This is a genomic window from Mucilaginibacter lappiensis, assembly GCF_900155965.1.
Classification (GTDB): domain Bacteria; phylum Bacteroidota; class Bacteroidia; order Sphingobacteriales; family Sphingobacteriaceae; genus Mucilaginibacter; species Mucilaginibacter lappiensis.
On sequence record NZ_FTMG01000001.1, the window covers coordinates 67,725 to 80,629 of the forward strand.

The window sequence follows — 12,905 nt, forward strand, 5'->3', positions numbered from 1 at the left end:
TAAAATCAAAATGAAAAAAAGATATCATTATTTGTTAATAGTTGGCTATTTGCTAACCATTATATTGAATTCCTGCAAAAAACAGGAAGTAACCACATTTACTAAGATCAAGATTCCTGCCTCCAGTCCAATTGCCCCCGGCAATATCAGTGGTTTTGTTAAAGGGACTTTATTAACGGGCGAAACTTACACGGTAACTGGTGATGTAACTGTTAAAAAAGGTGATACACTGGCCTCGCAGCCGGGAGCCATCGTTATTGTTAAAAATAATGCACAATTCACTATCCAGGGTGTATTACAATTACTGGGTAGCAAGGATCAGCCTATATTTTTCAATTCTGATCTAAACAAACCCGGCACCTGGGGCGGTTTTCAGGCGGATAGTGCACAAGCCATCACCATTAAATGGACACACATAGATAATACCGGGGGACCGGACGCTTCAGGAAGTGCCAGAAGAACCATCGTTGTTAACAATGCTATCCCCGTTGATATTGAAGATTCCTGGTTTACCAATGGACAGGATGACCTGATGGGACTTTTCCACGCCACTGTAACCATACTCAGAAATACCATTAGCTCATCAGGAAGTACTGATGGCGAGGGCATCAACTTAAAGTCAGGCGCTAAAGGAGTTGTAGCCTATAATGTGGTATTCAGTCAGGCGGGTAGTGGCATTAAGCTGGAAACCAGCGCCAGCATCCCATTCCCGCAAACAGAGGTGGATGTTTATAATAATACCCTGGTATCTAACGGGTGGCGAAGGGGTTCTGCCGAACCGGGGCGTGCCGTTTCTGTTGGAGTTAATGCTATCGGGCATATTTATAATAATATCATCGTTAATTGTTATCATGGTATTGAGCTGTTCAATGATGGCGATCTGGTGCATACCACTTATGGAAATAACCTATTTTACGCTACTGTTGATACCTATGCTGATTTGGTTGACCCATCACAGAAGATCAATATCAGGGATAATTTTTACCCGGCATCCGGCTTGGGTAAACCACAACCTACAGATCTCATTTCAAAAAAAATAGGTAATTATGATCCCTTGTTTATGAAGTTTGACGGTACAGTTGCTGCACCAAACGGTTATCCTAATACGAACGATTTTCGCTTACAAAGCTCCTCACCGGCTTTTAGCGCAGGGAATACCAAATACAACCTTGATCTGGGGGCCTATACCTCTGATGGTAAAGGCAATCAACACTAAGTAACAATGACGATTTATTTGGCATTCTTTAAGTTTTAATTTAAGCTAATACCATAATTTTACTTCACAGTAAAATCAGTACTGTAACTTATGATTAGAAAATACTTTTTGTTCGGCATGCCAACCGTTGGTTTGTTTATTTCGCTTATGGCGTGTCACCGTTTAAACAGTAATAAACAGTCTGCCGGAAATGAGCAGGTTAATATGCATAGCGCCTATGATGATAGTACGCTTAATCGTAGTATACTGCCTGTTTTAATGCCCTACAACAGGATTATTGACCCAGCAGGTAAAGTAATAGCTTTTGGCGACGCCGATGATGAAAATCACAGCATGGATGTACGCCTTATACCCGGCAGCAGGCTTATTGCTGTAGAAGACAGGTATGGGATAACGCTTATTGATACCGTTGTAAAAAAGGTTGTCACCCGGTGGACCTACAAGCAGAGTACACAGTACAGAGGACTTACAAGCACCTATTCGGGTTTGAAGGTTTTAAAGACTGATAATCAGACACAGATTTTTTGGAGCGCGGCGGCAGGTAAGGGTAAAGATTCTAAATCGTACGTTTTTCAGGCCATTTGGGATGGCGAAAAGATCAGCATTAAAAATACTTTCAGTTTCAAGGCCGAGGGGGAATCGCCATTAGCATTGCCAAATGATCTGGCTATCAATAATGAAAACGGAACCAACTATTTATACGTGGTTCTAAACGGTAATAATCAGTTAGTAAAAATTGACCTGACAACCAATAAAACTGTCTGGACAAAAGCCACAGGTGTAGCTCCTTACGGCATTGTAATAGCTAAAAATAAAGCTTTTGTTACCAATTGGGCCGGTCCCGAAGCAGTGGATACTATAAACCGGGAAACAGCAGGCGTGCCTTACGGTAAAACCTATATTGATCCAAAAACCGGGGCAACCGCACAAGGTACCGTTATGGTAATGGATTTGAATAAAGGCAATATTATTAAAGAGATACCCGTTGGATTACATCCCAACGCAATCATTAGCAGTACCGATGAAGCTTTTGTATATGTTGCCAACGGAAACAGCGATATAGTTTCGGTTATATCCGCAAATTCCCTTCAAAATGTCGACGCCATAGATATAAAATTAAATCCTGGCAAAAAAAGCTATATAGGTGATACGCCAAATGCCCTGGCTATAAATACCGATGGCACGGTTCTATATGTGGCTAACGGTTTGGATAATGCGGTAGCTGTGGTAAAACTTGGTTCAAAAGCAGCAAATAAAACATCTGGTAAAAGTGAAGTAAAGGGATTTATCCCAACTGAGGCTTATCCGGGAGGCCTTGCCGTTGATGGCAATACCTTATTTGTAACCAACCTGGAAGGCGAAGGCTCACGTATTAGCAGCAAGGAAATTGGACAAACAGGTTTAGGCGGTGAAGTGGCAGAGAACGGCCCCGCAGCATATAACTCTCACCATCAAAAGGCTACGGTTTCTATTATCAATATTCCTGATGCTAATCAGCTACAACAATATACAAAAAAGGTACAGAACCTTAACCTGAGCTTCAGACAGCAAATAGCCAACCTACTGCCGCGTAAAAATGTCCCCCCCCGCCCAATACCTGAGCGTATTGGGGAGCCCTCGGTGTTTAACCATGTGCTGTATATTATAAAGGAGAACCGGACTTATGATCAGGTTTTGGGTGATATGCCCGAGGGCAACGGAGCTAAATCTTTATGTATTTATGGCGATAGCGTTACCCCAAATCAACATAATCTTGCACGGAATTTTTTACTGCTTGATAATTATTATGTATCGGGGAAATGTTCGGCCGAAGGGCATCAATGGACCGATGCTGCTATGGTTACCGATTATGTCGAAAAAAGTGTACGATCATGGTTCAGGAGTTACCCGCACGTGCAGGAAGATGCATTGGTTTATGACGGTAATGGCTTTATCTGGAACAACGCCGCCGATCATGGTAAAACGGTTAGGATATATGGTGAGGCCTGCGCAGTTCATTTTGACAATAAGTTAAGCTGGACAAATATTTATGATAATTATAAAGCCGGTAAACCCTTCGTGTTTAACAATACGAGCACCATATCGCGGGTTAGGCCTATGCTATCGCAAAACTATCCGGGCTCTGATGAACATAAGATCAATGAGCAACTCAGGGCAACCGCCTTTATTAAAGAGTTGAATGAGTATGAAAAAAAGCCAGGCGACCAATTACCCGAGCTGATGGTTATGGCTCTGTCGGCTGATCATACTGTAGGTACGAGGCCAGGCTACCCAACACCAAACGCAATGGTAGCTGATAACGATCTTGCTCTTGGCCGCATTGTTGAGGCTGTATCCAAAAGTCGTTTCTGGAAAAACACGGTGATATTTGTTACTGAAGATGATTCACAGGCGGGGTGGGATCATGTATCTGCCTACCGTACCACGGGCTTTGTGATCAGCCCGTATAGCCGGTTAAAAAGCAAAGTGAGTAAAAACTATAACCAAACATGTATAGTACGTTCTATCGAGCAGATACTGGGTTTACCGCCCATGAATATTATTGATGCAACAGCATTGCCCATGTTTGATTGTTTTACCAATAAACCCGCTCATTATACCTATCAAAGCCTCCCTAACCTCATCCCCTTAAATAATATCAATCCTAAATTAGCTGCGCTTAAAGGTGCTGCCCTGCATTTTGCGCAACTATCCTCCAAAACCGAGTATGATCATATTGATGGTGGAAATGATGATGTAATGAACAGGATATTATGGTATGCGGCGAAAGGAAAGAAAGTATACCCTGCTAAACTTGCCGGTAAGGATACAGATGATGATAAAGAATAGATTAAAACAAAGTTGTTGTAAAGCCTATATTGAAATTTAAACTACTTGGGTTAAGTAATTTGTAGCTTCCATGTGGAGAGAGATAAAAATAAGAGGATTCAAGTGTTAAGGCAAAATGTTCTGCCAGGTAATACTCTATCCCATAGGTGAGTTTTATACTTAAATGGCGGCGACTGATCTGATCTATACTTATGGTTTCGGGGTTAAAATTAACCCGGTCATAACTATTGATAGCCAACCCGGGTTGCAAAATACCAAACATTTTGATGCCCCCTACTTTACGACGATAACCTAAGCCTAGAGAAAAGATATCTGCGGACAGTTTTCCGGTATTTACATTGGTGGGCGAATTGGAATAAACCTGCTGATAATGATTGTGAACAGCATCATAGTTAAATCTAAAAAATAAGGCATTCCCGTTAACCGGTCTGTATTCCAATGCGGTTGTCAGTAACGTACCGTTTTTTAAGTGAAGTCGGGAGTCATCAAACGGCAGGTTCAGCCCGATGGAGCCTGGGAAATAAATTCTGGAGGTAACGCTTTCTGTCTGCGCGTAACTCCTGCTACCAATTCCAGACAGCAACAATAACACGATGACTTGAATAAGCAATCGGGCTAATTTCATCTTTAACGAACCGGGCCAAAGAACCATTACTTACACTCCAGTTTTATGAATCAGCTCATTATCGGCAAATAACACCTTACTGATCCAAAGGGGAATAATAATCAGCTTTAAATAAGCAAGTTGAACAATATCCTGGTGTTTAGAGATCGTTGAAAGAACCGTCATTGATTAAATTGGATTAATGTTAAGCAACAGGCATGGATATCGTCATTGAAATTAATTTATCAATTCAATGACGATATCTTAATGTAACAAACATATAGACAGATTCTGAGCAAAAGTTGAATTACCCCGGCTTTCTAACACTTTAATTTCATAGTTCGAAAATTACTCCATATAAAACCAGCAGCTATCGGCACTCAAGATGATTGATGTTAACAATTTATTATCAATTATAACTTATTCGTGGCTCTTCATTCAGCACTATTTTCATTTAAAGCATTTTAAACACAGCCTTTAACACCTAAAAACCAATTGAGCTTTGATGTAACCTATGAGATTGAGGGCAGTTTCCGTTTTGGTGCCGAGAGTTTTTATACCGGGCCGCAATTGTTAAGCGATGATACCACACTAAAGGGCTATGCAACCTTTGGTTTATTAGTTCAAAAAATATGGAAACACATGGATGTTTTTATCAATGCCGAGAACCTTACAGATCAAAGGCAGACCCGCTGGGGGAATATTTATACGGGGAGCATTACTAAGCCAAACTTCAGGGACATTTACGCGCCATTCGATGGAGTGGTCGTCAATGCCGGGATCAGGATTAAATACTGCTGAATTGATTACTAACTACATTTATACATTTGAAGTTAAATTTTCAAATTTTTTAATCTGAGATTTATTGTTTTGCTCTATCGAGGTTATATTATTGTTTTGCAAATTCAAAACGCTGAACCCTTCCCTTTAAAAACGTTATTATTTCTTTATCTGAATCAAAACAATCGCCAATATTTACAAAATACTTTGCCAAAAGATCATAGCGTTTAATCAACAAATAGAACGAAACTTCGATAAAATCAATCTTATAAAAAACGACTGCATTGTTTATACTGTAATTTATAATGGTATGCTGAAAATATGCAGGATGTTCTGTCCAGTGTAAATTCTGCTTTAAATGATGAGAAATATGGTACCCATCATTCCAGCATTGCCAATTGTATTTTGAATTTATACAGGTAATACTATTCTTATAGGAGTTGCCATGATCAAACGGATCTATAAAGGCATGTTGTGCCCAATTGCCAAACATGGCAACAAACCGATAGATATTATTTCATTATAAAATCTTCGCAGGTCTGAGGAATCAGAATGAGGTGAGAGTTTATATCATCAATAGAAGACCATAATTCGACTTTTGTTCTATTATATTTCTAAAACTCGGTTTGTTTTGATCTGATTAAACATTGAGACAAGCCCGGTAAAAATGCTTATTATAGCCAACAGATCTTTTTTCAACCAAGCCAGCTTCAACCAGCTTTTTTAATTTGGTATTAAAGGAACTGATACTCAATTCATACCCTTTAAATCTCATTCCAAACCAAAGTGTTTCCGCGTCTTCCTCGGCTGAAAGGCCTTTTATATAGGACATGATCTGATCAGTTATCCGGTTATAGTTTTCCTCTTGTTTAGTGATTCGGGATTTGGAGGATCTATATTGCGGTTGATTGACCATCTGATTCTTTTTACTTACCTGCACAGTGACGAATTTTTTGAGGCCACCCTAAGTTAGCTTCCAAATTTGAAGCAAATCTGTAGTTTACAAATTGACTAATTAAACGACGATCAGATCCATGTGTTTTTGAAATACTAAATGGCAGCTAAGACCCAACGATGTCATGTTAATACACTTTCTAATAGCAATACATTAAAAACAAGTCTGTTAAAATCTGTTAAATGGCTTCAATTTCATGTCAACTACAGAATCTACTGATAATATTGCTGCTGAATCAATACTACTCATACGATTAGCATGGTGTTTATCCATACTAATGTGCTTTCGCTTTGGTCTGTACTTAATTAAGTTATTTGGAGGATTAAGCTATACTATACAGGTTTCTACAATACTAAATTTTCAATTATGGATAGAAAAGAATTTCTTTCAGCTATCGGACTTACTGCTGCATCTTTCGCATTGATCAATTGTGCAGGATGCTCCAAAAAATCTGACAATGGCACTTCCGGCGTAAACGGCCCTTCAGACATAAATTTTACACTTGACCTTACTATATCAGCTAATGCTGCATTGTTGACAAATGGGGGCTATTTGGCATCTAACGGTGTTATTGTTGCCAAAACAACTGCAGGTACTTATGTCGCTGTTCAGCAATCCTGTACTCACCAGAGTTATCCATTGATTTATCAAGGCAGTAACCAGCAGTTTTACTGTAATAACCACGGCTCAGCTTTTACAGAAGCAGGTGTTGTTAAAAATTCGCCTGCAAACCGTAACCTAACTGTATATCAAACTACATTAACCGGATCATCACTGAGGGTGTTCTCTTAAAAGTAATAAAAATGAAATTATTAACAATTTTTCTTTTCTTATTTACAACCAGCCCTGTCACATGGCTCGATGATTTCAATAAAGCACAAACTGAGGCAGCAGCAGCACATAAGCTGATCCTTGTGAATTTCTCCGGATCTGACTGGTGCGGCCCATGCATACGGTTGAGAAAGGAAATTCTGGAATCAGAAAAATTCAATGACTTTGCTACAGATCACCTGGTGTTGGTTCGTGCCGATTTCCCCCGGCAAAAGAAAAATCAGCTGAGCAAAGAACAGGTAAAACTGAATGAAGCCCTGGCGGATAAATACAATCCCGATGGCAAGTTTCCATTTACCCTGCTGGTTAATGAGCATGGTAAAGTACTAAAAGAATGGGATGGCTATCCTGATGAATCTCCAGATCAGTTTATTAACCAGATCAAACCTTTTGCAAATGCCAACCATTGAAACGATAGAAAAAGCACAAACCGTGCACAAGCGAATCTTAAAGCTGATGGGAAACCGGTTCGAGATCAGCGTGGTTAGTGATCATATAGATTGGGCTGATAGCCGTATTGACTTAGCAGTTGCCGAGATCCGCCGAATCGAAAAGTTGCTAACGACCTTCAGCGACGATAGCCAAATCAACCAGATCAATGCAGCTGCAGGTATCAGGCCGATAAAGGTTGACCTCGAAGTTTACCAACTAATCGAACGTTCCCTTAAAATATCAGAACTGACCCAGGGTGCATTCGATATTACGTACGGTTCAATAGATAAAAGCCTCTGGAACTTCGACGTCAATATGAAAGCCTTACCTGATGCTGAAACCGCACTTAAATCCGTTGGACTGATCAATTATAGAAATGTTATTCTTGATCCTGCTAACGTAACGGTTTTCCTAAAGGAAAAAGGTATGCGCATTGGCTTTGGTGGTATCGGAAAAGGTTATGCGGCCGACCGTGCTAAAATTGTGTTGCAACAAAATGGCGTAGGCAGCGGGATCGTGAATGCGGCCGGTGATTTAATCACTTGGGGAACTCAGCCCAACAGTCATCCCTGGACGATAGCTATTGCGGACCCGGATAAGCAAATGACGCCGTTTTCTACGCTTAATATCAGCAATATGGCTATCGCTACATCTGGTAACTATGAAAAATATGCCATTATCAACGGCAAAAAATATTCCCATACTATCGACCCTAAAACCGGCCTGCCAGTAGGCGGGATCAAAAGCGTAAGCATCATTTGTCCCAGCGCCGAGTTTGCTGATGCCATGGCCACTTCTGTAACAGTTATGGGTATCCGTGTTGGGCTCGATTTGGTGAACCAATTACAACAGATAGCGTGCGTCATTATTGATGATGATAACCGGCTTTACACCTCCAGAAACATTAACGTTAAAAATTAACAAATGAAAAAACCACTCCTGATTAAATTATTGCTGGTCGGCAGTATACCGGCGCTTGGATTAAGCTCATGCTCTTCAGTAAAGGCCTATCAAAAGAACAGGTTGAACGACGCCGAAATGGAGTTATCTGCCCGAAAGTCACAGAAGTTTGAGCAAAGCTTTCAGCTGTACCGTGAAGGTGCTTCGGGAGCTAATGGCGGAAAAAGCGGTGGTGGCTGTGGATGTAACTAAAGGCGGGTTACTGATATGAGAAAAATATATTTATGTGTTGCCGCTCTATATTTAGGGATCGTCGCTTCGCATGCGCAAACCAAAGCCTTGCCGGTTAAGGATAGTAGCAATTACGAAACACGGAAGCTTAAAATTGAAGAGATCAACATTATTTCGGCTTATTACCACCAAAATGGCAACAATTCTGCAGTAACAGGAGGCATCGGCACCGAAAACCTAACTGATTTTGCCAATACGTTTGACTTGCAACTTTCAAAATATGGTGCCAGTGGTAAAAAGCACACCTTTACCTTTGAACTGGGTGTGGATCATTATACTTCGGCATCATCGGATAAGATCGACCCGAACAGTATCTCCTCTGCCTCCAGGCAGGACACCCGTGTCTATCCATCCTTGAACTGGACGGTTTCGAATGACAAAACCGGCAATGCTTTCGGGCTAACAGGATCTTATTCGCATGAGTTCGATTATCAGTCTTTCGGCGGAGGAATAAATCTTATACGGGTATCTAAAGATAAGAATACCCAGTTTGATTTTAAGGGAATGGTTTTCCTGGATACCTGGAAAGTAATTTTGCCGGTTGAACTACGACCGCCAGGGTACGGTTCTGGATCAAATAAGGATGATAGACCTGTGGACCATAGTCCGCGCAATTCATTCAGTACTTCTTTTTCTCTTTCGCAGGTACTTACCACGCGATTGCAGGCCTTACTGATCATCGAGCCCTCCTACCAGCATGGTTTACTGGCCACTAAATACCAGCGCGATTATTTTACTGATGGATCTGAACGGGTAGAAAACCTGCCGGGCAGTCGGTATAAGCTTCCTATTGCGGTGCGGTTTAACTACTTTCTGGATGATCATTTCGTGATCAGGACATTTTACCGGTATTACATGGATAACTGGGGCATCCGGGCACATACTGCCGAAGTTGAAATACCCGTTAAGCTGACTTCATTTGTATCGGTGAGCCCCTATTATCGATATAACAATCAGCAGGGTACACGCTATTTTGCTACTTATGGACAACATAAGCCTACGGATACGTATTACACCAGTGATTATGATCTGTCTACCTTACATAGCAATTTTGTGGGGGCCAATATCAGACTATCCCCTCCTACTGGAGTATTTGGCTGGCAGCATTTCAATTCACTGGAAATCAGGGCCGGCCATTATATGCGTTCCACCGGCCTGAATTCGAACATTATAACCCTGGCCATGAAATTTAAATAGTTAGTTTAGCGATGCTCTGGTAGTTAACCTGAGCATCGCTTTCTTGCTAAACTTATGATCGGGAAATAATCACTCATGATCGCTTCCGCCGTTAATCATGTCAGATACAATTCCTTGACTATCCTTACGTTCCGCTAAAAAAACACCGGCAAGGTGAACCACAATAAAAGCAAGGATCAGGTACATACAAAAGCCATGAACATATTTAACGCTATGCCTGATAGATTTGAAAGGTGCTAACAGATCTTCAAAGGCCAAAAACAAACCGGTTACAGCCATAACCATGAGCAAAATATAAAACACAGCATAAATAGCTTTTACGGTAAACTCGTGTTTGGCCACCTCTCGGTTCTTTTTCATGGTTTGAAATTGCCGGTAAGCGCTTTTCATTTTACGAATGAACTTTTGATCAGCCAGTTGAAAAAACTCAAGAGCTAAGCGGAATAAAAGCAGACCAACTAATACATACCCAAAATAGATGTGTATTTTCCAGACGCTATCGCCAAGCGCGTGTGCAACTGAACCAGCCTGCTCATCGCTAACCGTGGCACCGGCATTCTTTAATTCAGTTTTGACCAAAGCCGATACAGGCCTTTCATTGATAATGGTTGAATTGATCAATACTGTAAGTAGTGAACCGCTGATAACGATGGTATTTGCCCAGTGCCATATACGTAGCGAGGTCGAATATTTTTTAATATGCCCCTGGTACCCTACATCCTGACGAACTGGTTCTATTGTTGCCATATTGGTTTTAAATTAGTGAGGTTGGGTTGTGCTTTTTTCAATTGCTTGTAAATTATCACAAGAAAATGAAGTAAATCTGTAGTTGCTATAGTGCTTTCCAATTTATAAAACAGTAAACCTTGTAAGCTTCAGGTTATCTTCAATTTTGATGTTTACATTTGAATAAAAAGCAAGTATTGAAAATACTGGTAATAGAAGACGAGCAAAGTTTACGTGAAAATATCACAAACTATTTAAACGTGGATGGTAATATCTGCGAGAGTTGTGGTGCCCTGAATCCGGCTTTGCAAAAACTATCAGACTATGATTATGATTGTGTTTTGCTGGATATAGGGTTACCTGACGGAGAAGGTTTCGGTGTTTTGGAGTACCTGCGAACCAATCATAAGAATGAAGCGGTCTTGATTATTTCTGCAAGAAATTCCTTGGATGATAAACTAAAGGGACTGAATGTTGGCGCTGATGATTATCTGACCAAGCCATTTCACTTAGCTGAGCTCAAGGCACGCCTGGCAGCCGTTTACCGCAGAAAGGCTTTAAATACTAATAATAAGCTGTTATTTAACGAGATTGCCATCGATCTATTGGGCCGAACGGTTGAAGTTAACGAAACCGCTATTATCTTAACCAGGAAGGAATATGATATGTTATTGTACTTTATTGCCAACAAGGGTAAAGTTATCTCCAAAAATGCCATTGCCGAGCACCTATGGGGCGATGAGATGGATATGCACGATAACTTCGATTTTATTTATACCCACATTAAAAATTTGCGTAGGAAACTACTCGACGCAGGGGGTAAAGACTATTTAACTTCCATTTATGGGCTTGGTTATAAATTTACAGGTTAATGAAATTATCTGAACATTATACCAGAACGAGTATTTATAGCACCTTAATGGTCTTATTAGCGGGGGCTGTTATCTATTACTTTGCTATCAAATACATTGCCCAGCAACAACTGGACCGTGGTCTGCAGCAACAATTAACAGAAGCGGAGGAGTATGTACGAAGCAGCAATCAGGATCCACAGCAATATGACCTCGACAAAGATCACGCGGTATTTATCAAAACTAATCAGTGGCAATTACAGAAGCGTTTTTTTGATACTACCTATTTTAACCCAAAAGAACAGCGGAAAGAGGCTGGGCGTGCGGTTGAAGATCTGGTTAAGTTAAAGGATACGGGTTACAAAGTTATCATCACTATCTCTAGAGCTGGGCAAAAATATCTCATAGAGGTTATTACCATTATTACACTGGCTTTGCTGGCAGGTTTGCTATCGGTACTTTTTATCAGTAATAAATATTTTCTCAATGGCCTTTGGAAACCATTTCAACTAACATTAAAGGAAATAAAGCAATTCAACATCGCTGATGTTGACCAGTTTAAGGGTAAACCGAGTAAAGTGGATGAGTTTGCTGAACTTAACAAAGCTATCCGGGAGATGTCCTTGCGGGTAACACATGATTACCTGAACCTGAAGCAATTTACCGAGAATGCCTCGCATGAAATGATGACTCCATTGGCTGTAGTGACCACAAAGTTGGATACGCTGATCCAGGATGAAACATTAAGTGCCGAACAATTAGCGCAGATCACGGACATCTACAGCTCGATCAATAAATCCAGCCGCCTTAATCAATCGTTGTTATTACTGGCCAAACTGGAAAATAAACTGATCGCTGATGAAATACCAATTAGCCTTGACACTGTGTTATCTGAAAAAATGCTGCAATTTCAGGAACTGATGCAAACTAAAGACCTTTCGTTTAAACATAACCTGCAGGCTAAGCAAGTGTTGGCCAGCAAGTACCTGATCGATATTTTATTAAATAATCTGTTCAGCAATGCGATCAGACACAATAGCTCTGGCGGCGTAATTATTATCGAATTGAACGGAGAGCAATTATCGATTAAGAATACCGGCACCACCCATTCGTTAGATGAACAAATGATCTTTGAGCGTTTTCAAAAGGGCAAAGATTCACAAGGCACTGGACTCGGATTAACATTGGTTAAAAATATTTGTCAGCATTACGGGTATATAATTCATTATTATTATGAATCGGGATGGCACACGTTTACTCTGAAATTTTAACAAACTTTATTCAATCGGCGGT

General features: G+C 40.5%; 14 protein-coding genes. 10 read left to right on the plus strand and 4 right to left on the minus strand.

Features of this window, described 5'->3' with window-relative positions; all coding sequences use genetic code 11:
* Positions 1 to 10 precede the first annotated feature (10 nt).
* Entirely contained in the window at positions 11 to 1,216 is a 1,206-nt protein-coding gene (locus BW976_RS00305) for a right-handed parallel beta-helix repeat-containing protein (protein WP_175614001.1), read from the plus strand.
* Between the two features lie 90 nt (positions 1,217 to 1,306).
* On the plus strand, positions 1,307 to 4,045 hold the full coding sequence (locus BW976_RS00310) for a bifunctional YncE family protein/alkaline phosphatase family protein (protein WP_076369272.1): 2,739 nt from the start codon (positions 1,307 to 1,309) through the stop codon (positions 4,043 to 4,045).
* A 1-nt stretch (position 4,046) separates the two neighbouring features.
* Here the strand turns inward: BW976_RS00310 and BW976_RS00315 are convergent, their stop codons facing one another.
* The gene (locus BW976_RS00315; protein ID WP_076369274.1) at positions 4,047 to 4,670 is read right to left on the minus strand and encodes an outer membrane beta-barrel protein; all 624 of its coding nucleotides are present in this window, start codon (positions 4,668 to 4,670) and stop codon (positions 4,047 to 4,049) included.
* 474 nt (positions 4,671 to 5,144) lie between these two features.
* Between BW976_RS00315 and BW976_RS00320 the strand changes: the two genes are divergently transcribed.
* Positions 5,145 to 5,450: a TonB-dependent receptor gene (locus BW976_RS00320; RefSeq protein ID WP_076369276.1), complete on the plus strand. Its 306-nt coding sequence runs from the start codon at positions 5,145 to 5,147 to the stop codon at positions 5,448 to 5,450.
* A gap of 88 nt (positions 5,451 to 5,538) precedes the next feature.
* Here BW976_RS00320 and BW976_RS00325 read toward each other — a convergent pair whose 3' ends face one another.
* Both BW976_RS00325 and BW976_RS00330 read right to left on the minus strand, forming a co-directional pair.
* A complete protein-coding gene (locus BW976_RS00325; RefSeq protein WP_221283236.1) occupies positions 5,539 to 5,922 on the minus strand; it encodes a fatty acid desaturase in 384 nt (127 codons plus the stop codon).
* Between the two features lie 147 nt (positions 5,923 to 6,069).
* Positions 6,070 to 6,261, minus strand: a complete 192-nt coding sequence (locus BW976_RS00330) for a helix-turn-helix domain-containing protein (RefSeq protein ID WP_139332145.1) — start codon at positions 6,259 to 6,261, stop codon at positions 6,070 to 6,072.
* Between the two features lie 489 nt (positions 6,262 to 6,750).
* On the opposite strand from BW976_RS00330, the gene BW976_RS00335 reads away from it, so the two are divergent.
* From BW976_RS00335 to BW976_RS00355, 5 genes are read left to right on the plus strand one after another with little or no spacing between them, the layout of a single operon-like run.
* The gene (locus BW976_RS00335) at positions 6,751 to 7,176 is read left to right on the plus strand and encodes a QcrA and Rieske domain-containing protein (RefSeq protein WP_076369280.1); all 426 of its coding nucleotides are present in this window, start codon (positions 6,751 to 6,753) and stop codon (positions 7,174 to 7,176) included.
* A gap of 11 nt (positions 7,177 to 7,187) precedes the next feature.
* The gene (locus tag BW976_RS00340; RefSeq protein WP_076369282.1) at positions 7,188 to 7,625 is read left to right on the plus strand and encodes a thioredoxin family protein; all 438 of its coding nucleotides are present in this window, start codon (positions 7,188 to 7,190) and stop codon (positions 7,623 to 7,625) included.
* On the plus strand, positions 7,612 to 8,568 hold the full coding sequence (locus tag BW976_RS00345; RefSeq protein ID WP_076369284.1) for an FAD:protein FMN transferase: 957 nt from the start codon (positions 7,612 to 7,614) through the stop codon (positions 8,566 to 8,568). The genes BW976_RS00340 and BW976_RS00345 overlap by 14 nt, the downstream gene beginning before the upstream one ends.
* Positions 8,569 to 8,571: 3 nt before the next feature.
* Positions 8,572 to 8,799, plus strand: coding sequence for a DUF4266 domain-containing protein (locus BW976_RS00350; protein WP_076369286.1), 228 nt, complete (start codon positions 8,572 to 8,574; stop codon positions 8,797 to 8,799).
* 15 nt (positions 8,800 to 8,814) lie between these two features.
* Complete coding sequence (locus BW976_RS00355) at positions 8,815 to 10,035, plus strand: DUF3570 domain-containing protein (RefSeq protein ID WP_076369288.1); 1,221 nt, start codon at positions 8,815 to 8,817, stop codon at positions 10,033 to 10,035.
* 69 nt (positions 10,036 to 10,104) lie between these two features.
* Here the strand turns inward: BW976_RS00355 and BW976_RS00360 are convergent, their stop codons facing one another.
* Positions 10,105 to 10,782 carry a cytochrome b/b6 domain-containing protein gene (locus tag BW976_RS00360; RefSeq protein WP_076369290.1) on the minus strand — a complete coding sequence of 226 codons (678 nt, stop codon included), beginning with the start codon at positions 10,780 to 10,782 and terminating at the stop codon, positions 10,105 to 10,107.
* A 176-nt stretch (positions 10,783 to 10,958) separates the two neighbouring features.
* On the opposite strand from BW976_RS00360, the gene BW976_RS00365 reads away from it, so the two are divergent.
* Both BW976_RS00365 and BW976_RS00370 read left to right on the plus strand, forming a co-directional pair.
* On the plus strand, positions 10,959 to 11,633 hold the full coding sequence (locus BW976_RS00365) for a response regulator transcription factor (protein WP_076370557.1): 675 nt from the start codon (positions 10,959 to 10,961) through the stop codon (positions 11,631 to 11,633).
* Positions 11,633 to 12,883, plus strand: a complete 1,251-nt coding sequence (locus BW976_RS00370; RefSeq protein ID WP_076369292.1) for a sensor histidine kinase — start codon at positions 11,633 to 11,635, stop codon at positions 12,881 to 12,883. The genes BW976_RS00365 and BW976_RS00370 overlap by 1 nt, the downstream gene beginning before the upstream one ends.
* The last annotated feature ends 22 nt before the right edge of the window (positions 12,884 to 12,905 follow it).

What these genes read in the sequence shown, in the direction of transcription:
- BW976_RS00305 (WP_175614001.1), top strand. Translation starts at nt 11, where the DNA reads ATGAAAAAAAGATATCATTATTTGTTAATAGTTGGCTATTTGCTAACC.
- BW976_RS00310 (WP_076369272.1), top strand. Translation starts at nt 1,307, where the DNA reads ATGATTAGAAAATACTTTTTGTTCGGCATGCCAACCGTTGGTTTGTTT.
- BW976_RS00315 (WP_076369274.1), bottom strand. Translation starts at nt 4,670, where the DNA reads ATGAAATTAGCCCGATTGCTTATTCAAGTCATCGTGTTATTGTTGCTG.
- BW976_RS00325 (WP_221283236.1), bottom strand. Translation starts at nt 5,922, where the DNA reads ATGTTTGGCAATTGGGCACAACATGCCTTTATAGATCCGTTTGATCAT.
- BW976_RS00330 (WP_139332145.1), bottom strand. Translation starts at nt 6,261, where the DNA reads ATGTCCTATATAAAAGGCCTTTCAGCCGAGGAAGACGCGGAAACACTT.
- BW976_RS00335 (WP_076369280.1), top strand. Translation starts at nt 6,751, where the DNA reads ATGGATAGAAAAGAATTTCTTTCAGCTATCGGACTTACTGCTGCATCT.
- BW976_RS00340 (WP_076369282.1), top strand. Translation starts at nt 7,188, where the DNA reads ATGAAATTATTAACAATTTTTCTTTTCTTATTTACAACCAGCCCTGTC.
- BW976_RS00345 (WP_076369284.1), top strand. Translation starts at nt 7,612, where the DNA reads ATGCCAACCATTGAAACGATAGAAAAAGCACAAACCGTGCACAAGCGA.
- BW976_RS00350 (WP_076369286.1), top strand. Translation starts at nt 8,572, where the DNA reads ATGAAAAAACCACTCCTGATTAAATTATTGCTGGTCGGCAGTATACCG.
- BW976_RS00355 (WP_076369288.1), top strand. Translation starts at nt 8,815, where the DNA reads ATGAGAAAAATATATTTATGTGTTGCCGCTCTATATTTAGGGATCGTC.
- BW976_RS00360 (WP_076369290.1), bottom strand. Translation starts at nt 10,782, where the DNA reads ATGGCAACAATAGAACCAGTTCGTCAGGATGTAGGGTACCAGGGGCAT.
- BW976_RS00370 (WP_076369292.1), top strand. Translation starts at nt 11,633, where the DNA reads ATGAAATTATCTGAACATTATACCAGAACGAGTATTTATAGCACCTTA.